30 protein-coding genes, 1 tRNA gene and 1 pseudogene are annotated in these 19,062 nt (G+C 41.7%); all 32 read right to left on the reverse strand.

From position 1 onward, the window contains the following. Positions 1-179: 179 nt before the first annotated feature. Positions 180-398, reverse strand: a complete 219-nt coding sequence (gene infA, locus ACZ47Z_RS12605; RefSeq protein ID WP_005613024.1) for a translation initiation factor IF-1 — start codon at positions 396-398, stop codon at positions 180-182. Positions 399-429: 31 nt separating this feature from the next. Next, positions 430-1,074, reverse strand: a complete 645-nt coding sequence (locus tag ACZ47Z_RS12610) for an adenylate kinase (protein ID WP_055146112.1) — start codon at positions 1,072-1,074, stop codon at positions 430-432. 106 nt (positions 1,075-1,180) lie between these two features. Next, positions 1,181-2,503 (reverse strand): preprotein translocase subunit SecY, encoded by a 1,323-nt coding sequence (gene secY, locus ACZ47Z_RS12615; protein WP_054751548.1) that lies wholly within the window; start codon positions 2,501-2,503, stop codon positions 1,181-1,183. Next, the gene (rplO, locus tag ACZ47Z_RS12620; RefSeq protein WP_015528288.1) at positions 2,503-2,943 is read right to left on the reverse strand and encodes a 50S ribosomal protein L15; all 441 of its coding nucleotides are present in this window, start codon (positions 2,941-2,943) and stop codon (positions 2,503-2,505) included. The genes secY and rplO overlap by 1 nt, the downstream gene beginning before the upstream one ends. A 21-nt stretch (positions 2,944-2,964) precedes the next feature. Next, a complete protein-coding gene (rpmD, locus tag ACZ47Z_RS12625) occupies positions 2,965-3,147 on the reverse strand; it encodes a 50S ribosomal protein L30 (RefSeq protein ID WP_015528289.1) in 183 nt (60 codons plus the stop codon). A gap of 43 nt (positions 3,148-3,190) precedes the next feature. Next, positions 3,191-3,700 (reverse strand): 30S ribosomal protein S5, encoded by a 510-nt coding sequence (gene rpsE / locus ACZ47Z_RS12630; protein WP_015528290.1) that lies wholly within the window; start codon positions 3,698-3,700, stop codon positions 3,191-3,193. Positions 3,701-3,716: 16 nt separating this feature from the next. After that, on the reverse strand, positions 3,717-4,085 hold the full coding sequence (gene rplR, locus ACZ47Z_RS12635) for a 50S ribosomal protein L18 (protein ID WP_015528291.1): 369 nt from the start codon (positions 4,083-4,085) through the stop codon (positions 3,717-3,719). A gap of 17 nt (positions 4,086-4,102) precedes the next feature. Next, a complete protein-coding gene (rplF, locus tag ACZ47Z_RS12640) occupies positions 4,103-4,645 on the reverse strand; it encodes a 50S ribosomal protein L6 (protein ID WP_054751546.1) in 543 nt (180 codons plus the stop codon). A gap of 226 nt (positions 4,646-4,871) precedes the next feature. Next, positions 4,872-5,273, reverse strand: a complete 402-nt coding sequence (rpsH, locus tag ACZ47Z_RS12645; RefSeq protein WP_015528293.1) for a 30S ribosomal protein S8 — start codon at positions 5,271-5,273, stop codon at positions 4,872-4,874. A 48-nt stretch (positions 5,274-5,321) separates the two neighbouring features. Beyond that, positions 5,322-5,507, reverse strand: coding sequence for a type Z 30S ribosomal protein S14 (locus tag ACZ47Z_RS12650; RefSeq protein WP_005613006.1), 186 nt, complete (start codon positions 5,505-5,507; stop codon positions 5,322-5,324). A gap of 15 nt (positions 5,508-5,522) precedes the next feature. Then, the gene (gene rplE, locus ACZ47Z_RS12655) at positions 5,523-6,062 is read right to left on the reverse strand and encodes a 50S ribosomal protein L5 (protein WP_020435987.1); all 540 of its coding nucleotides are present in this window, start codon (positions 6,060-6,062) and stop codon (positions 5,523-5,525) included. Positions 6,063-6,085: 23 nt separating this feature from the next. Next, entirely contained in the window at positions 6,086-6,397 is a 312-nt protein-coding gene (gene rplX / locus ACZ47Z_RS12660) for a 50S ribosomal protein L24 (protein WP_015528294.1), read from the reverse strand. A 14-nt stretch (positions 6,398-6,411) separates the two neighbouring features. Continuing rightward, positions 6,412-6,780, reverse strand: coding sequence for a 50S ribosomal protein L14 (gene rplN, locus ACZ47Z_RS12665; protein WP_015528295.1), 369 nt, complete (start codon positions 6,778-6,780; stop codon positions 6,412-6,414). 23 nt (positions 6,781-6,803) lie between these two features. Continuing rightward, complete coding sequence (gene rpsQ / locus ACZ47Z_RS12670; protein WP_054751807.1) at positions 6,804-7,061, reverse strand: 30S ribosomal protein S17; 258 nt, start codon at positions 7,059-7,061, stop codon at positions 6,804-6,806. A 17-nt stretch (positions 7,062-7,078) separates the two neighbouring features. Continuing rightward, positions 7,079-7,282, reverse strand: a complete 204-nt coding sequence (gene rpmC / locus ACZ47Z_RS12675; RefSeq protein WP_054751544.1) for a 50S ribosomal protein L29 — start codon at positions 7,280-7,282, stop codon at positions 7,079-7,081. Then, complete coding sequence (gene rplP, locus ACZ47Z_RS12680) at positions 7,272-7,709, reverse strand: 50S ribosomal protein L16 (protein WP_005612996.1); 438 nt, start codon at positions 7,707-7,709, stop codon at positions 7,272-7,274. Before rplP ends, rpmC begins: the two co-directional genes overlap by 11 nt. Next, complete coding sequence (gene rpsC / locus ACZ47Z_RS12685; RefSeq protein WP_015528296.1) at positions 7,709-8,365, reverse strand: 30S ribosomal protein S3; 657 nt, start codon at positions 8,363-8,365, stop codon at positions 7,709-7,711. The genes rplP and rpsC overlap by 1 nt, the downstream gene beginning before the upstream one ends. A 9-nt stretch (positions 8,366-8,374) precedes the next feature. Beyond that, the gene (gene rplV / locus ACZ47Z_RS12690) at positions 8,375-8,761 is read right to left on the reverse strand and encodes a 50S ribosomal protein L22 (RefSeq protein WP_015528297.1); all 387 of its coding nucleotides are present in this window, start codon (positions 8,759-8,761) and stop codon (positions 8,375-8,377) included. Between the two features lie 31 nt (positions 8,762-8,792). Beyond that, entirely contained in the window at positions 8,793-9,074 is a 282-nt protein-coding gene (rpsS, locus tag ACZ47Z_RS12695; RefSeq protein WP_015528298.1) for a 30S ribosomal protein S19, read from the reverse strand. 26 nt (positions 9,075-9,100) lie between these two features. Then, positions 9,101-9,943 (reverse strand): 50S ribosomal protein L2, encoded by an 843-nt coding sequence (gene rplB, locus ACZ47Z_RS12700; protein WP_117824826.1) that lies wholly within the window; start codon positions 9,941-9,943, stop codon positions 9,101-9,103. A gap of 68 nt (positions 9,944-10,011) precedes the next feature. Then, the gene (gene rplW / locus ACZ47Z_RS12705) at positions 10,012-10,311 is read right to left on the reverse strand and encodes a 50S ribosomal protein L23 (protein ID WP_005612991.1); all 300 of its coding nucleotides are present in this window, start codon (positions 10,309-10,311) and stop codon (positions 10,012-10,014) included. Further along, entirely contained in the window at positions 10,311-10,931 is a 621-nt protein-coding gene (rplD, locus tag ACZ47Z_RS12710) for a 50S ribosomal protein L4 (RefSeq protein WP_015528300.1), read from the reverse strand. The genes rplW and rplD overlap by 1 nt, the downstream gene beginning before the upstream one ends. A gap of 30 nt (positions 10,932-10,961) precedes the next feature. Continuing rightward, positions 10,962-11,645: a 50S ribosomal protein L3 gene (gene rplC, locus ACZ47Z_RS12715; protein ID WP_015528301.1), complete on the reverse strand. Its 684-nt coding sequence runs from the start codon at positions 11,643-11,645 to the stop codon at positions 10,962-10,964. Between the two features lie 86 nt (positions 11,646-11,731). Continuing rightward, positions 11,732-12,049 carry a 30S ribosomal protein S10 gene (rpsJ, locus tag ACZ47Z_RS12720; RefSeq protein ID WP_005612986.1) on the reverse strand — a complete coding sequence of 106 codons (318 nt, stop codon included), beginning with the start codon at positions 12,047-12,049 and terminating at the stop codon, positions 11,732-11,734. A gap of 1,028 nt (positions 12,050-13,077) precedes the next feature. Then, complete coding sequence (hydF, locus tag ACZ47Z_RS12725; RefSeq protein WP_464525609.1) at positions 13,078-14,319, reverse strand: [FeFe] hydrogenase H-cluster maturation GTPase HydF; 1,242 nt, start codon at positions 14,317-14,319, stop codon at positions 13,078-13,080. An 18-nt stretch (positions 14,320-14,337) separates the two neighbouring features. Next, positions 14,338-14,433 (reverse strand) — tRNA-Sec (locus ACZ47Z_RS12730). 137 nt (positions 14,434-14,570) lie between these two features. Beyond that, positions 14,571-15,722: pseudogene (locus tag ACZ47Z_RS12735) on the reverse strand (FprA family A-type flavoprotein); the annotation flags it as partial. Positions 15,723-16,146: 424 nt separating this feature from the next. Further along, positions 16,147-16,383, reverse strand: coding sequence for a putative Se/S carrier protein (locus ACZ47Z_RS12740; protein WP_015528306.1), 237 nt, complete (start codon positions 16,381-16,383; stop codon positions 16,147-16,149). Continuing rightward, positions 16,384-16,830, reverse strand: a complete 447-nt coding sequence (locus ACZ47Z_RS12745) for a threonine/serine exporter family protein (RefSeq protein WP_226870890.1) — start codon at positions 16,828-16,830, stop codon at positions 16,384-16,386. Further along, positions 16,830-17,591 (reverse strand): threonine/serine exporter family protein, encoded by a 762-nt coding sequence (locus ACZ47Z_RS12750; RefSeq protein ID WP_227188938.1) that lies wholly within the window; start codon positions 17,589-17,591, stop codon positions 16,830-16,832. The genes ACZ47Z_RS12745 and ACZ47Z_RS12750 overlap by 1 nt, the downstream gene beginning before the upstream one ends. 143 nt (positions 17,592-17,734) lie before the next feature. Further along, a complete protein-coding gene (locus tag ACZ47Z_RS12755; RefSeq protein ID WP_054751534.1) occupies positions 17,735-17,938 on the reverse strand; it encodes a sulfurtransferase TusA family protein in 204 nt (67 codons plus the stop codon). 13 nt (positions 17,939-17,951) lie between these two features. Further along, positions 17,952-19,049 (reverse strand): YedE family putative selenium transporter, encoded by a 1,098-nt coding sequence (gene yedE, locus ACZ47Z_RS12760; protein ID WP_015528310.1) that lies wholly within the window; start codon positions 19,047-19,049, stop codon positions 17,952-17,954. Between the last annotated feature and the right edge of the window lie 13 nt (positions 19,050-19,062).

Here is a 19,062-nt window from a genome sequence, read left to right on the forward strand (position 1 = left end):
CACACCTCTCCAAAAATGACCATTTCATACTTTACCACAAAACATATGGTAAAGTCAAGACCTAAATTAAAAAAGATATTATTTTCTAAAAATACTTTTCAGAAAATAATATCTTTTTATCTTTTCAGATACGGAACGTTGTAAATAACAGCATTCCCGTTATTTGGTGTGTAGAATTCTTACTTGTCTCTCCAGACAATTCTTCCTTTGCTCAGGTCATAAGGTGACATCTCAAGTGTAACCTTATCTCCCGGCAGAATCTTGATGAAGTTCATACGCAGCTTACCGCTGATATGTGCCAGTACAATATGACCATTCTCAAGTTCTACTTTGAACATTGCGTTAGGAAGTTTCTCAACTACAACTCCTTCAATTTCAATCACGTCAGTTTTTGACATTTTTAATCCTCCTGAATGAAATCAACAAAACTTACTCTCCAAGGATCTGAACGATTGCAGCAAATACATCGTTGATATCGATTGTACCATCAACTTCTCTGAGTACTCCTGCTTCTGTATAATAATCGATCAGCGGCTGTGTCTGCTCATGATAAACACCAAGTCTCTTAAGTACTGTCTCTGGTTTATCATCGTCTCTCAAGATAAGCTCTCCGCCACACTTGTCGCAGATGCCTTCTTTTGCAGTCGGAGCATATACGATATGATAAGTAGCACCACAATCAACACAAGCTCTTCTTCCAGACATACGGTTTACAATATTCTCATCTGGAACTTCAACATCGATCGCATAATCAATCTTCTGTCCCATCTCAGCAAGTGCACGATCAAGTGCCTCTGCCTGTGGAATTGTACGCGGGAATCCATCAAGTACATATCCATTCTTACAATCTTCCTGGTTTACTCTGTCTACAACGAGATCAACAACCAGTTCATCCGGAACCAGAAGACCCTGATCCATGAAAGTTTTTGCTTTCTTACCAAGTTCTGTTCCGTTCTTGATGTTTGCTCTAAAGATATCTCCAGTAGAAATATGCGGAATAGAATACTTCTCAGCAATCTTCTTTGCCTGTGTTCCTTTTCCTGCTCCTGGGGCTCCTAACATGATGAGTTTCATATCTTTATCCTCCTTATACAAGTTTAACCCGCTCTGTTCGTCCTGCAATTGAGGACAGAACAAAGCGAGCTAAAAGACGTTTAATAGAAAACAATATCAATAACTGTTATCTCTTATTATTTAAAAATCCTGTGTAATTTCTTACAAGCATCTGTGATTCAATCTTCTTAATTGTCTCAAGTACAACACCTACAATAATGATAAGTGATGTTCCACCAAAGGAAACGTTTGCACCGAAAACACCATTGAAGAAATATGGAATCACCTGTACGATGATCAAACCACACGCACCAACAAAGATGATATAATTCAAAATCTTTGTAAGGTAGTCAACTGTTGGTTTGCCCGGACGAATTCCAGGGATAAATCCACCGCTCTTTTTCATATTATTTGCAATCTCCATCGGATTGAAAGTAATCGATGTATAGAAATATGCAAAGAATATTGTAAGTAAAATGTAAACCACAAGTCCGACTGAATAAATCGGATTCTCTGGATCACACCAGTTATTGGAGTTTAAACCTGCAAGGATCTTACTTCCAATTCCAGTTCCATTTCCTTTTCCAAGGAACTGTGCAATCACGATTGGTGTCTGCATCAGTGAAGAAGAGAAGATAACCGGGATTACTCCAGCTGTATTCACCTTCAACGGAATATGTGTTGACTGACCGCCATACATTTTTCTTCCCTGTACTTTTTTGGAATACTGAACTGCAATTCTTCTTTCACCATCCTGAAGAATGATAACAAACACAACTACAACCAGAAGAACTGCAAGGATAATAACACCAGCAAGTCCTGCCTTTGCAATTGTTTTGCCTTTCATGAACTGTGTATACAGTGTCACGAAATCATCCGGAACACGGGAAATAATATTGATCAGAAGTACGATAGAAATACCGTTTCCAACTCCCTTTTCAGTAATACGCTCACCGATCCACATAAGAAATGCACTACCAGCTGTAAGCGTACATACAACGATTGCACAATTTACGAAATTATATTCTTCCAGAAGTCCCTGACGTCCAAATCCTACAGCCATTGCGATAGATTCAATCAGTGCAAGACCAACTGTCACATATCTTGTAATCGCTGCGATTTTCTTTCTTCCATCTTCACCATCTTTCTGCATCTCTTCAAGCTTTGGAATCGCTATTGTCAGAAGCTGCATGATAATAGATGATGTGATATATGGAGTGATACTCAGGGCAAATACTGACATTCTTGTAAATGAGCCGCCGGTGAACGCCTCAAAAAAGTTAAATACGTCACCGGTCTGCTGTGCAAAAAAATTCTGAATAAATGTCGGATCTACTCCCGGAGTGGGCAACTGTGATCCTAACCTAACAACGATAAGCATTGCCAATGTATAGAGAAGTCTCTTTCTGATATCCTCAATACTTAATGCTTTACGCAAGGACTTAAGCATTAGATCACCTCTGCTTTTCCACCAAGAGCTTCAATCTTCTCAGCTGCTTTTGCACTGAATGCATTAGCCTGAACTGTAAGCTTCTTAGTTAACTCTCCATTTCCAAGAATTTTTACTCCGTCTTTTGGATTCTTAACAATACCGCTTTCGATCAATGTCTCAACGGATACTGTAGCGCCATCCTCGAATACTTCAAGTGCGCTAAGGTTGATTCCTACGATTGTCTTAGAGTTTCTGCATGTGAAACCTCTCTTAGGAATTCTTCTGTATAAAGGCATCTGACCGCCTTCGAAACCAGGTCTTGTAGCTCCTGAACGAGCCTTCTGTCCTTTGTGGCCCTTTCCGGCTGTCTTACCGTTTCCTGAACCATGACCACGGCCTCTTCTGAAATTATCACTCTGTTTTGAACCGTCTGCCGGTCTTAAGTTTGATAAGTCCATGACATTACCTCCTTATCTTAATTAAGCCTCTTCTTCAACTTTAACTAAATGTCTAACCTGCTGTACCATACCTCTGGTAGCTGCATTATCTGGCAATACAACTGTTTTGTTGAGTTTCTTAAGTCCAAGAGCCTCAACTGTTTTTCTATGCTTTGGTACGGCGCCGATTGTAGACTTTACTAATGTAACTTTTAAATTTGCCATTTCAATCTTACCTCCTATGCGCTTGATCGGGCTTCTCGGTTGATTAGCCTAAGATCTCCTCAATTGATTTGCCACGAAGTCTTGCAACATCTTCCGGAGTCTTAACTGCTTTAAGTCCTTCGATTGTAGCAAGTACAACATTCTGTTTGTTGTTGGATCCTAAAGATTTTGTACGGATGTTCTTAACTCCAGCCGCCTCAATTACGGCACGCGCCGGTCCTCCGGCGATAACACCAGTACCTTCCGGAGCCTTCTTAAGAAGTACGGAAGCGCTTCCGAATTTACCAATCACATCGTGTGTTACACTTGAGTTTTCATCAAGAGATACGCTGATCATTTTCTTCATAGCGTCCTCTTTACCTTTACGAATAGCTTCCGGAATTTCAGTAGCTTTTCCTAAACCTGCACCAACATGGCCATTTCCATCACCAACAACTACTAAAGCTGTGAAACGGAAGTTACGACCACCTTTAACAACTTTGGTTACACGCTTGATTGATACCACTTTTTCTACTAATTCCATCTGACTAGCATCAATACGTTCCTGTCTCATCTGTGTTCTCCCTTCCTTAGAAATTCAGACCAGCTTCTCTTGCTGCGTCTGCTAATGCCTTGATTTTACCCTGGTAAATGAATCCGCCTCTATCAAATACAACTTCATCAATACCTTTAGCTTTTGCTCTCTCGGCAATTACTTTTCCAAGGTATGCTGCTGCTTCAACGTCGTTAGTCTTCTCGAGCTCTGCTTTCACTTCTTTCTGAAGAGTGGAAGCGGAAACAAGAGTATTTCCAACAGTATCGTCGATGATCTGTGCATACATATGATTATTACTTCTGAATACAGCTAAACGCGGTCTCTGCGCTGTTCCGCTGAAACGGTTGCGTAATTTCATGTGTTTTTTTCTACGAACTTCGCTTCTAGATTTCTTACTAACCATTTTCACACTCTCCTTATTTATTTCTTACCAGTCTTACCGACTTTACGTCTGATTACTTCATCAGCATATTTGATTCCCTTGCCCTTATATGGCTCCGGTCTTCTCTTATCTCTGATCTCAGCCGCAAACTGTCCAACTTTTTCTTTATCGATACCTTTAACAGTGATCTTGTTCTGTCCCTCAAGTACAGTCTCGATTCCTTCTGGATCGATCATCTCAACTGGATGGGAATAACCAAGGTTCAGTGTCAGTTTATTTCCTGATTTAGCAGCTCTGTAACCTACACCGTTTACTTCAAGAACTTTCTCGTATCCGTCTGTTACACCTACAACCATGTTGTTGATCAGTGTTCTTGTCAGACCATGAAGAGATTTCATTTTCTTTAAGTCGCTCGGTCTTGTAACGATTACTTCTTCGCCTTCAACTTTGATTTCCATTTCTACTGGAAGCTCTTTTGTAAGAGTTCCCTTAGGACCTTTTACAGTCACTACATTGTTCTCAGCAACTTCTACAGTTACTCCTGCAGGAATTGCTACAGGCAGTCTTCCTATACGTGACATACCATTATCCTCCTTAACTTAGATTCTCGGAGAAGCTGCGTTGGCTTCTCTGTTTTCAGTTACATTTATAAGGAAGTTCTTTTCACTAAGCAAGTAGCCTCGCTAAGCTCAAAGAACGTACCTTTTGCAATGAATCATCCACTCAACTAGGCTCGAAAATACCTCGCCAAGTTTCGGGATGGGCTTTCGTACTAGGCTCGAAAATACCTCGCCAAGTTCTCAATGCCTACCAAACGAAGCAAAGAACCTCTCCGCCTACGCCGAGTTTTCTAGCTTCTTTGTCTGTTACTACACCTTTGTTTGTAGAGATGATTGCTGTTCCGAGTCCGCCAAGTACCTTCGGGATATCCTCTGTATTAGCGTAAACACGAAGTCCCGGTTTGGAGATTCTCTTCAGTCCGGAAATAACTTTCTCGTTCTTGTCAGCACCGTATTTCAGTGTGATGTGAATTGTCTTGAAAGCTCCATCTTCTACAAGGTCATATTTTGCGATATATCCTTCATCAACAAGAATGTTTGCGATAGCAAGTTTCATCTTTGATGCCGGTACATCTACTGTATCATGTTTTGCAGTGTTTGCATTACGGATTCTTGTAAGCATATCTGCAATTGGATCGCTCATAGTCATGTGTGTGATTCCTCCTATGTTATTTCACAGTATATAGTTGCTTTCGTCTTACCAGCTTGCTTTTTTAACACCCGGGATCTGTCCTTTATAAGCCAGTTCGCGGAAGCAGATACGGCAGATACCGTATTTTCTTAAATATGCATGCGGACGACCACAAATTCTGCAACGGCTGTATTCTCTTGTGGAGAACTTTGGTGCACGCTGCTGTTTGATTTTCATTGATGTTTTAGCCATGAATTTCTCTCCTTTTTACTTTGCGAATGGCATATTGAACTGTGTCAATAATTCACGTGCTTCTTCATCAGTCTTGGCTGTTGTAACAAAAATTACATCCATACCTCTGACTTTGTCAATCTTATCGTACTCGATTTCTGGGAAGATAAGCTGCTCCTTGATTCCAAGTGCATAGTTACCTCTTCCGTCAAATGCGTTCGGGTTTACTCCTCTGAAGTCACGTACACGAGGAAGTGAGAGGTTGATCAGACGATCAACGAACTCGTACATTTTCTCTCCTCTTAAAGTAACTTTACATCCGATCGGCATACCCTCTCTGATTTTGAAGTTAGCTACAGAATTCTTTGCTCTTGTTACAACCGCTTTCTGTCCTGCGATCTTCTCCATGTCTGCAATAGCTGACTCCAGAAGTTTAGCATTGTCTTTTGCCTCACCGACACCCATGTTAATTACAACCTTGTCAAGTTTCGGCACTTCCATGATGTTTTTATATCCAAATTTTTTGATCATTGCATCAACGATCTCATTCTGATACTGCTCTTTCAGTCTACTCAAAGTCCTGGACCTCCTTCCTTGAATTAATCAATAACTTCGCCTGTTGCCTTAGCAAAACGAACTTTTTTGTCTCCATCCATCTTGAAGCCTACTCTTGTTGCTTTTCCGTTATGAAGTAACATAACGTTTGATGCATCAATGTAACCTTCCTGATGTACGATTCCACCGTTCTGGTTTGCCATGCTTGGCTTTGTGTGCTTTGTCAGCATATTGACGCCTTCAACCAGGACTCTTCCGTCTTTTTTATCTACGGCAATAACTTTGCCTTCTTTATCTTTATCTTTTCCGGCGATAACCTTAACCATATCACCTTTTTTAATTTTCATAGTTGACATTCTCAGGCACCTCCTTACAGTACTTCCGGAGCCAGAGAAACGATCTTCATAAAGTGTTTCTCTCTAAGCTCTCTTGCTACTGGTCCAAAAATACGTGTTCCACGTGGGTTCAAATCGTCTTTTATAATAACAGCAGCATTTTCATCGAATCTGATATAGGAACCGTCTTTACGACGAGCGCCTTTTACAGAACGGACAACAACAGCTTTAACGACATCACCTTTTTTAACAACGCCGCCTGGTGTTGCATCTTTAACAGTTGCAACGATCACATCTCCGATGTTGGCGTATCTTCTTGTAGAACCGCCAAGAACACGGATACACAGTAACTCTTTCGCACCTGTGTTGTCTGCTACTTTAAGTCTGCTTTCTTGCTGTATCATGCAGGTAAACCTCCTTCAAATAATTATTTCGCTTTCTCCATGATTTCCACAAGTCTCCATCTCTTGTCCTTGGACAGCGGTCTTGTTTCCATAACTTTTACTGTATCTCCAACTTTACACTCGTTGTTCTCGTCATGAGCTTTGAGCTTATAAGTTCTCTTTACGATTTTGTTGTAAAGTGGATGTTTTACATGGTCTTCAACAGCAACAACAATCGTTTTGTCCATCTTGTCGCTGACAACCTTACCCGTACGGGTTTTTCTTAAATTTCTCTCTTCCACGGTTGCTGCTCCTTTCACTATGCTCTTTTAGCCTCTGTAATCAGAGTCTGGATACGAGCGATATTCTTTCTTACTTCTTTGATTCTGCTTGTATTATCCAACTGATTTGTTGCGTTCTGGAATCTCAGATTAAAGAGTTCCTTCTTAGCAGCTACTAATTCTTCATTTAATTCCTCTACGGATTTTCCTTTTAACTCGTTTACAAATGTATTAATTTTCACTGTTATCACCGCCTTCTAAGTCTGCGCGAGAAACGATTTTGCATTTGCAAGGTAATTTATGCATTGCAAGTCGAAGTGCCTCTCTAGCTGTTTCCTCTGGTACTCCTGCAATCTCAAACATAACACGGCCTGGTTTAACTACTGCTGCCCAATACTCAACAGTACCTTTTCCACTACCCATACGAGTCTCAGCCGGTTTTGCTGTGATCGGCTTGTCTGGGAAGATTTTGATCCAAACCTTACCACCACGCTTGATGTAACGTGTCATAGCAACACGGGCTGCCTCGATCTGGTTAGAACGAATCCAGCATGGTTCCATAGCTACGATACCATATTCACCGTAAGAAATCTTATTACCTCTAAGAGCCTTACCTTTCATAGTACCACGGAACTGTTTACGACGTTTTACTCTTTTTGGCATTAACATTATCTATCTCTCCCTTCCTTATCTGCTTTAGTCGGAAGAACTTCGCCTTTGTAAATCCAAACCTTTACACCGACTTTTCCGTAAGTTGTATCAGCTTCTGCGAATCCATAATCGATGTCAGCACGAAGTGTCTGCAGCGGAATTGTTCCCTCGCTGTAGAACTCTGTACGAGCCATATCAGCACCACCAAGACGTCCGGATACGGAAGTCTTAACTCCGAGTGCTCCAGCCTTCATAGTTCTGGACATGCAAGATTTCATAGCACGTCTGAAGGAGATACGGTTCTCAAGCTGCTGAGCAATGTTCTCAGCTACGAGCTGTGCATCTTTGTCCGGTCTCTTAACTTCTTTGATGTCAACGATGAGCTTCTTATCTGTGAACTGTGCAAGCTCTGCTTTCACCTTTTCGATCTCGGAACCACCCTTGCCGATTACGACACCAGGCTTAGCTGTATAAACGATGATCTTAACGCGATCGGATGCTCTTTCGATTTCAATCTTAGAGATTCCAGCGCTGTATAATCTCTTCTTTAAAAACTTTCTGATCTCGTGGTCTTCAACCAGATTGTCAGCGAAATCTTTTTCTGCGTACCATTTGGAATCCCAGTCTTTGATAACGCCAACTCTCAGGCCATGAGGATTAACTTTCTGTCCCATATTGTCCTCCTATCTCTCATTGAGCACGATTGTGATGTGGCTCATTCTCTTCTCGATTCTGTAAGCTCTACCCTGTGCTCTAGGTTTGATTCTCTTCATTGTCGGTCCTTTGTTTGCGTAGCATTCCTCGATGTAGAGGTTCTCAACGCTCATACCGTTGTTATTCTCAGCATTTGCGATTGCTGATTTCAGTAACTTCTCTATAACGCTTGAAGCATATCTTGGATTGTATGCTAAAATACCAAGTGCTGTCTGTACATCCTTGCCTCTGATGGCATCAAGAACGAAACATGCCTTCTGAACAGATACTCTTGCGTAAGAAATCTTAGCTGAAGGTCTTGTATCTCTCTGCTCGTTTCTTTCTCTTTTGATTTGGGATCTATGTCCTTTTGCCATGGATGAACCCTCCTTTCAAAATATATGAAAATTATCTAACTTTTGACTTCTTCTCGTCTTTTCCGTGTCCTCTGTAAGTTCTTGTTGCAACGAACTCACCGAGCTTGTGGCCTACCATATCCTCTGTAACATATACAGGCACATGTCTTCTTCCATCATGTACGGCAAATGTATGACCTACAAATGATGGGAAGATTGTAGAACGGCGTGACCATGTCTTTATAACTGTTTTATCACCTGCAGCGTTCATAGCGTCTACTTTTTTAAGTAAGCTTTCGTCTGCAAATGGTCCTTTTTTAAGTGAGCGAGCCATAGGTTCTAACCTCCTTGTGAATCTGATTATTTAATCGCTTTACCATCTCTTCTTCTTACAATCAGCTTGTTAGAAGATTTGTTCTTCTTACGAGTCTTAAGACCAAGTGCCGGTTTACCCCATGGAGTACACGGTCCTGGACGTCCGATACTTGTCTTACCTTCTCCACCTCCATGTGGATGGTCGTTAGGGTTCATTACGGAACCACGAACTGTAGGTCTGATTCCCATGTGACGCTTACGTCCTGCTTTACCAACATTGATCAGATTGTGATCACCGTTTCCTACAACACCGATAGATGCGCGGCAGATGATCGGAACCATTCTCATTTCTCCTGAAGGAAGTCTCAGTGTAGCGTACTTTCCTTCTTTCGCCATCAGCTGTGCGCTGTTACCAGCGGAACGAACCAGCTGTCCACCTTTTCCCGGGTACAGCTCGATGTTGTGGATCTGTGTACCAACCGGAATCTCTGAAAGTGGAAGGCAGTTTCCTACTCTAACCTCAGCGTCAGCACCGTTCATAACTGTCATGCCGTCTGTAAGTCCTTCTGGAGCAAGGATGTATGCTTTCTCACCATCTGCGTAGCAGATCAGTGCGATGTTAGCACTTCTATTTGGATCATACTCGATTCCAACAACTGTTGCCGGAATTCCGTCTTTCTTTCTCTTAAAGTCGATAATTCTATATTTCTTCTTAGCTCCGCCGCCACGATGTCTTACTGTGATTTTACCCTGTGCGTTACGGCCAGCTTTTCTCTTCTTGGATTCGAGGAGGGATTTCTCTGGAGTTGTCTTTGTAATCTCTGAGAAATCAGAACCTGTCATCTGTCTTCTGGAAGGTGTATATGGGTTATATGTTTTGATTCCCATTACTGTCTCTCCTTTCGTTTGCTCTGATTATTTGTTTCACGGGTTTGCACCGTATAATGTCTTATTTTTTACAGACCTTCAAAGATTTCAATATCAGCGCTGTCTTCTGTCAGTGCTACTACAGCTTTCTTTGTCTTAGCTGTCTTTCCGAAAGTCATTCCACGTCTTTTGTTCTTACCATCAAGGTTCATTGTGTTGACGCTTTTTACTTTTGTACCGTTGAACATTTTTTCAACAGCTTCTTTGATCTGAGATTTTGTAGCCTCTGTGTGTACAAGGAATGTATATTTCTTGTCAGCCATAAGCTCCATGCTCTTCTCAGTTACAACTGGTTTAAGGATTACATCATAATACTGAATGTTTGCCATTATGCGTACACCTCCTCGATTGCTGCAACAACAGCTTTCGTAGCGATTACTGTGTTGTATTTCAGGATGTCATATACGTTAATTGTGTTTGTATGTGCTGTTTTAACATCCGGGATATTCTTTGCGGAAATCTCAACATTCTTGTTTCCATCTTCAAGAACTACCAGCGCTTTGTTAACGTTCAGGTTGTTCAGTACTGCCTGGAATTTCTTTGTTTTGATTTCGTCGAAATTAAGTTCATCAACAACGATGAATTTGTTCTCTTCTACTCTGGAAGTAAGCGCAGACTTAAGAGCTGCTCTCTTCTCTTTCTTATTCATTTTGAAGGAATAGTCTCTCGGAACTGGAGCGAATACAACTCCACCGCCTGTCCACTGTGGTGATCTTGTTGATCCCTGTCTTGCGTGACCTGTTCCTTTCTGTCTCCATGGTTTTCTTCCGCCACCGGAAACTTCAGAACGTGTCTTGGCTTTCTGTGTTCCCTGACGATTGTTTGCAAGCTGATTTACAACTGCCATGTGTACGAGGTGCTCATTAACTTCAACACCGAATACAGCATCGTTCAGTTCGATTGTATCAACTTCTTTACCTTCGATATTGTAAACAGATACTTTTGCCATCTGTATGTTCCTCCTTTCTTAGCTGTCAGACTAGTTTGCCTTCACTGTCTCTTTGATTGTTACCAGGCATTTCTTTGGTCCCGGTACAGAACCTTTAACGAGGATGAGATTGTTCTCTGCATCAACTCTTACTACCTCAAGATTCTGAACAGTGATCTTCTTGTTACCCATCTGTCCTGGCATCTTCTTACCTTTGAATACCTTACTTGGATCAGATGCTGAACCGTTAGAACCAGCATGACGATGGAACTTGGAACCGTGAGTCATAGGTCCTCTGCTCTGGTTGTGACGCTTGATTGCGCCCTGGAAACCTTTACCTTTTGAAACAGCAGTTGCATCAATCTTGTCTCCTGCTGCAAAGATATCAGCTTTAATTTCCTGAGCAAGTGTATACTCTTCAGCGTTCTCAAATCTGAATTCTTTTACATATCTCTTTCCGGATACGCCTGCTTTGTCAAAATGACCTTTTTCAGCTTTTGTCACACCGTTTCTGTGAGCGATGGACTTCTTTCCACTGTTGTCTTTTGTGACAATCTTTTCTTTCTTGTCAACATATCCAACCTGTACTGCGCTGTAACCGTCATTCTCAACTGTTTTAACCTGTGTTACTACACAAGGACCAGCCTGCAGAACTGTTACCGGAATCAGAACTCCGTCTTCTTCATTGAAGATCTGAGTCATTCCAACTTTTGTAGCTAAGATAGCTTTCTTCATTATAATTACCTCCTGTGATTTACAGCGGAACGCTTTCGCGCTCATCCTAAATTTTAGGAATACTGTTTAAAATTAAGATGTCCTTATTATTTGGACTTCATCTTGATGTCGATAAATACACCAGCTGGCATTTCTAATCTAGAAAGTGCATCAACAGTTTTCTGTGTTGGTGTGATGATATCGATCAGTCTTTTGTGAGTTCTCTGCTCGAACTGCTCTCTGGAATCTTTGTACTTGTGTACAGCTCTCAGAATTGTTACAACTTCCTTCTTAGTCGGAAGTGGTACCGGTCCACTCACCTGTGACCCGTTCTTTTTTACAGTTTCGATGATTTTCTTTGCGGATGCATCAACAAGCTGATGATCATACGCCTTCAATGTGATTCTCATTACTTGACTTGCCATAAAAAAAGTCGCCTCCTTTTCGTACTTTTCACATCAGTACGACAAGCGGTGACTGTACACTCTCCCGTGTGTGTCGTGAGAAACTCACACGTTGTTTCATACTCCTACCCTGGTTATCCCATTGGGGCAAATAGTAATCAGTTTTTGATTCGTACAGTGACTTGTCGCCAGTTTCCTAACTTGACATTCGCTCCACGGAAAACCTGCACCAGCTTATTCATTTGCCGGGCAGCAACCTCGCGCTTCATTGCTATCATGTCACAGCTCTCTTAGTATATCCGAGAGAGTGCAAAATTGCAAGTACTTTTTTTGTTTTTTTTCAAGTACAATCTTTTTCTTCTTTATTCTTGTGTTTTCTCATGTATATATATTTGATTATTGATCGATTCACTTCCTATTATATTTTCCGTTTCATTCCCTATTATATATAGAAGAAACTCGTTTTATATCATTATTTTCCCTTTTTATTCAATACATGATGTGTTTAAACTAGATCCCAATTAAGATTCTCATAATTTTCCTTCTCAAATACTTGACATCACTCTGTTCGAATGATATTATTATCTTGACTTGTAAGACCAAAGGCGGTTTTCCTATTTACCGAGGAGAAACTGTCTTTTTTTATTCGTTTTTACAGGTCAGATACTTCAGTTATCATGCAGTACGCTAACGCCGGATGTTTTCCCCAAGAATATCCCTGCCGCAGCAGTACCGTCAGCGCACAGCCTCTTTGTAGGAATTCCCCAGTTTCGTGTGCAGATGTTTCTGTCTGGTAACTAAAGGATCCTCTCAATTACATACCATAGAAATGACGCCGCCTGCTGGAGTTGCAGATCCAGCAAAGCGGCGTCATTTCCGTTATAATGCATTCTTGTTACTGTTCACACGATGTGCGACCAGCAACGCATCTCGCCATTTTAAATCGCCTTTGGCGATAGGGCGAGATGCATTCAAGTCAAAACACGCATCCTCCGTGTCAATCAGCGAAGTGATTGACACGGGAGTGAACAGTAATGCATTCTTTACTTTTATAAGAGTTTTTCTATCTCCGGAAATGGACTCAGACTCCTTTTCAATATTCCATGAATATATGCGATCACCATTCCATAGTTTGCAATCGGGATCCCCTGATCCTGTGCGCAACTGATCCTGTATTTCATTTCGCGTTCATTCAGCATACACCCTCCACAATGAATGATCATTTTGTATGAACCAAGGTCATCTGGGAATTCTGTCCCTGAGGAAGTCTCTATTATAAGTTCCTTCCCTGTATACTCTTTCAGCCAGCGTGGAATCTTCACCGTACCAATATCATCACACTGTCTATGATGCGTGCACCCCTCACTGATCAGGACTTTATCGCCGCCTCTTAAACTATCAAGTGCTTTTACCCCACGCACCATCGTTTCCAGATTCCCTTTATATCTTGCAAATAAAATAGAAAAGGATGTCAGTAAAATATCTTTTGGTGTATCTTTCGCAACTTTTCCAAAAACCTGGCTATCTGTAATAACCATCTTTGGCTTTTTTCCAAGTGAAGCTAATGTTTTTGTAAGTTCCGTTTCTTTCACAACGATTGCAGATGCATCCGCATCGAGAATATCTCGAATCGTCTGCTGTTGTGGCAAAATCAGGCGTCCCTTTGGTGCCGCACTGTCAATCGGCACAACAAGCACTACAAAATCGGATGGTTCAAGAAGATCTCCAACAATCTTTCGTTCTTCCTCTTCCTTTCCTTTCAACGCTCCAAGTTCTTCCTTCAGCTCGTAAATTCCGCTTTTATCCGCTGCACTTACAAGAAGAATCTTCTCTTTTTCTGTTTTCAAATAACTTGCGGTATTTTCCTGTACCCGCAATCTCTCATCTTCTTGTGTAAACCGTTCACATTTATTCAGTACTATTATATAAGGTATGTTCTTTTTCTGAATCCGCTCTGTTATCTTGAGATCTTCTTCACTGACACCACACGTTCCATCAATCACAACAACAGCAATGTCTGTCTTATTCAACACCTGATAGCTCTTCTTCACACGAAGTTCACCCAGTTCACCTTCATCATCAATTCCAGGCGTATCCATCATCACAACAGGACCCAACGGAAGAAGTTCCATTGTCTTATAAACCGGATCCGTTGTTGTTCCTTTCACATCAGAAACCACCGCAAAATTCTGTCCTGTTACCGCATTCATCACACTTGATTTTCCTGCATTCCGCTTACCAAAAAAGCCGATGTGCACTCGTTCGGACACCGGCGTCTGATTCATACCCATATTCTTTTTCCTTTCTTTTGGCGGAGACATGTGGGAATCGAACCCACCCGGGACGTACCACGCCCCACACTGGTTTTGAAGACCAGGAAGCACACCAGTTACTCTTCTGCCTCCATAATGCTTAGACAATTCATCATTGATGTATTTATTAAGAAACGGAGCAAACGCCAGCTGATATCTGGTCATCCGCTCCGCCATCTGATTCTATCCTAACAGAATCTTTCTTTCCTGTAAATCACAATTGCTTACATCAGTTCCTCTGCCATCTTCTCGATATCCGCTTTATTCTGCTCATCCATAGAAGACATAATCTTTACTGAAGTCTCAAGCCATGTGATGTTCTTGCTCTTCTCAAACATTCCTGTCATCACTTTACCAGCCATAGAAGCCCAGGATCCATTCTCAATCAGACCAATTGTCTTATTCTGATAGTTACGCTCTGTCAAGTGCTCGATAAATGTCTTCATGAACGGGAATACATCTCCGTTATAAGTTGTTGAAGCAAGAACAATCTTACCGTAACGGAACGCATCTTCTACAGCCTCTGCCATATCCTCACGGGCAAGGTCTGTTACTACGACCTTAGGGCATCCTTTTTCTTTCAGCTTCTCAGCAAGAAGTTCAACTGCCTTCTTTGTATTTCCATAAACAGATGTGTACGCGATCATAACACCTTCAGATTCTGTTCCATAAGAAGACCATGTATTATACTGTCCAATGTAGTGCTCCAGATTCTCTGTAAGAACCGGTCCATGCAGCGGGCAGATTATCTGAATATCCAGTGTTGCTGCAACCTTCAAAAGATTCTGAACCTGTGCTCCGTATTTTCCAACAATTCCGATATAGTAACGGCGTGCTTCGCAATCCCAGTCTTCCTCTACATCAAGCGCTCCGAACTTACCGAATCCATCCGCAGAGAAAAGAACCTTATCCTTGCTATCGTATGTTACCATTACCTCCGGCCAATGTACCATCGGTGCAAATACAAATGTAAGCTCATGTTTTCCAAGTGTCAGTGTATCTTTATTCTTCACTTCCAGCTTGTTCTCGTCTGCAAGTTTCAGGTCACGGAAGAAGTTTCCGATCATTGTAAATGTCTTTGCATTTCCAACCACCTTTGTATTCGGATATACTTCCAGAAATTTCTGAATATTTGCTGAATGATCCGGCTCCATGTGCTGAACGATCAGGTAATCAGGTGTTGCTCCATTCAATACATCTGCAATATTCTTCAGCCACTCATCGCCAAAAGCTGCATCCACTGTATCCATAACCGCAATTTTCTCATCATTGATCACATAGGAATTGTAAGCCATGCCATTCGGCACAATATAGTGACCCTCGAATAAATCAATGTTGTGATCATTTACACCTACATATAAAATGTCATCTGTAATTCTCATATTATGCTCCTTCTCTGCCGAACTATCAGCAGTCTTTTCATTACCGCTCCCACTGATCTGTGAGCAGCACTTTTTTCGTTACTGTACACTCCCGTGTGAACAGTAACCTTTTTTCTTTTATTACTGAATAGAGTATAGCGCAAACCGCCCTCAGAATCAACGTTCATTCTCATATTCTCGTTTCTTTTTTGAAAACATGTTACTGTTCACACACCACTATCCCGCGAGGTGTTTTGGCATGAATATGCCAAAATCCCGAGACATACACGCCAAAATTCCATTGCCGCAGGCAATTTGGAATGAATTTTGGCTACGTTACTGTGAACGGAGTGAACAGTAACGAAAACATGATTACTTTTCACTTCCATATCTATCGCTCCACTGTTCAACACAGAATATGCGCATTTTGCCTTGAATCCAAAGATTAGACCATACACTCATGAAGTTCTTCTCTCTCAATCCCCTTTTCCTGCATTACATGCTTGATCTGTTCTACCGCCTCAAGCGGTGCTGCCCAGGCAAGTCCACAACCGGCCGAGATTACTCTTGGCACCGGAATCAGTCTGCCCGGTACCTCCTCTGCCTTACACGCTTTTTCCATCGCCATCGCATCCGCAGTTGTGTGAAATGTCACCACAAGTTTTAATTCTTTCTTTCTCATTTATGAGATCTCCTGTTTTCCTTTTATCTTTCTCAAAAAATCACAGATTGCCCAGGCAATACTCATACCTGCCGCAATCCCTAGTGCATATAAAAATGTATCTCTTCCATAATTCCACGCCTGATGTAAATCCCCCTCAACAACGCTTCTCATGCAATAATAAAGTGTGCTTCCTGGAATCAGCGGAATTACTGATGTCACAAAAAATGATGTCGAAGTACTCTTGCAACTACGTGCAAGTATCTCCGCATATAAGTCGATTCCAAAAGCTGCTGCCAGTGTCGGGAAGAACACACCACCCCAGCATTCTCTGCAGATGATAAATAACAGCCAGCCCAGAAAACCACCAAGTGCCGCCAATGGAAGGTGTTTCTTCTTCATATGAAACAATATGCCAAATGCAACCGAACCCGCTGCGCCTGTAAATAATTGAACAATATACGTCATCAACCAATCCTCCCAATCAGAAATATTGCTCCGATAAATCCAAGTGCAAGCACTGCCGCAAGAAGCATTGCCTCTATAAAACGCATAACCCCAGATATCGTATCTCCGATCAATATATCACGGATCGCATTTGTTGCCATCAATCCCGGGATCAATAACATAATATCACCAATCATAATCTTATCCACGTGCAGAGCCGGAAAAAGCCTCGCCATAACACAAATAAAACATCCCGTAAGAAATGATGCCACAAATTGAAACGTCACTTCATTCATGCAATACTTTCTTATATGTCTCTGTGCTCCCCAGATTAAGATGCCTGCTAATCCGGCCAGTAATGCATCCCAGAGATTTCCTCCATAGAAAAGCGCAAAGCTAAAAGCTGCCAGAATACTCCCTGCGAGTTTTCCTGTCTGTGTCGGAACAACTTTGTCAATCTGATCGAAGACTTCCCTGAGTTCTTCAGGAGACATAGGATTCTGGCAAAACTGTCTGCTCAGATTGTTCAGTTTCTCCAGCTTCTCGAAATCATTTCCTCCGGTCTTTCGGATTCTCCTTGTCTGAGTTCGTACATTTTCTTCTGGAAATTCCATTGTAATAACAATACTCGATGTGATCACGAACACATTCATCTGTGTTGCACCGCATGCATATCCCATACGGTTCAATGTATCTTCTACACGAAATATCTCCGCCCCGCTTGAAAGCAGCGCATCTCCGATATCAAGAAATACATGCAGATATTTTGTTGAAATATACATGCTGTTATCCTCGCACTTTCCTTTTTCTCAACTCTCTTATTATAACCGAAACCAGACAAATAGAAAACATTTTTTATTACTAAAATGCTCCCTTTACCAAATTCACATTCAGTAAAGGGAGCAGGACTTTTTACTATTTCATTTTACTCGATCACAACAGCAAATCCATCTTCGATTTCTTCTACTGTTGTTTTCTTTCCGTGATCCTTTGCAAATTTCTCCACATTTGTTTTCTGATGTGGTTCTGTCACAAGAACCTTTACCGGACTATTTTCACTTTTAATCGCTTCTGCTGTCAGCATCAATGGTTCTGGACAAGATAATCCTCTTGCATCTACTTCTCTCATAACTATTTTCTCCTTATTTTGCTTCGCTTCTCTTGTTTGTAAATGCGATTACAAAACATACAATAATACAAATAATTGCTGCGATCTTACCTGCTGGCGGAACAGCTCCGGCTACGATCTCACCTGTCTCAGCATTCAGTGCTGTTCCACTTGCTGCCAGGCCAAGGTTATGTGCAAGTGCTCCACCTGCAAACATACCGATCACTGTTACTCCTGCATCAGATGATCCCTGACCTGCAAGTACAAGCTGACGCAGCGGGCATCCTCCTGCAAGAACTGCTGCAAATCCTACTGCATACATTCCAAGAATGCTCCACAAGTGCTGGGAGTGAGCGATCACTCCAGGTGTATTGAATGCAAGAACAAAATGTCCTGTTGCAACATTATATACAAGCATAACTGCGAAGAATCCTACAACGATTGTGATCAGGTCAAAGTTCTTCATAAGAATGATATCACGGATACTTCCTGCGAAACACATTCTTGATTTCTGAGCAAATGCTCCAAAGAGAAGTCCACCGATCAGAGAAATAATGATTGGTGCATGCATACTTCCAGGACCTGCTGTACTACTCTTTAAAAGATTTGTTCCAAGTGCAAGTACAAGTACTCCGATCATAAGAAGTGGAAGTACACTTCCGCTCACTTTATTTGTCACATGTGCACGCCCAAGGCTGAAACCTTTCTTCAGTGCAAACACGCCTGTAGCAACACCAAGAGCAAATCCGATCAGTGCTACCCATGCATTCAGATCTCCGGCTGACATACGTATCACCATACGAAGCGGACACCCAAGGAATACAAGTGCTCCGATCACAAGAATCATTCCGAGTACAAAACGTACGATTGTGGAAGATCCTGCTGTTGCACGATATTCTTTTGTCGCAATTGAAATAATAAATGCACCGAGGACGATTCCGATGATTTCCGGTCTTGCATACTGTACCGGTTCTGCGGAATGAAGTCCAAGTGCTCCTGCTGTATCACGTACAAAACACGCAATACAGATTGCCATGTTCGCTGGGTTACCAAAATAAGCAAGTGTTGCTGCCACCAGACCCATTACGACACCGGCGATTCCCAGTTTCTTCTTTGAATCAAATAAATTCATTTCCTTTTCCTCT

Source organism: Mediterraneibacter faecis, from assembly GCF_055383675.1.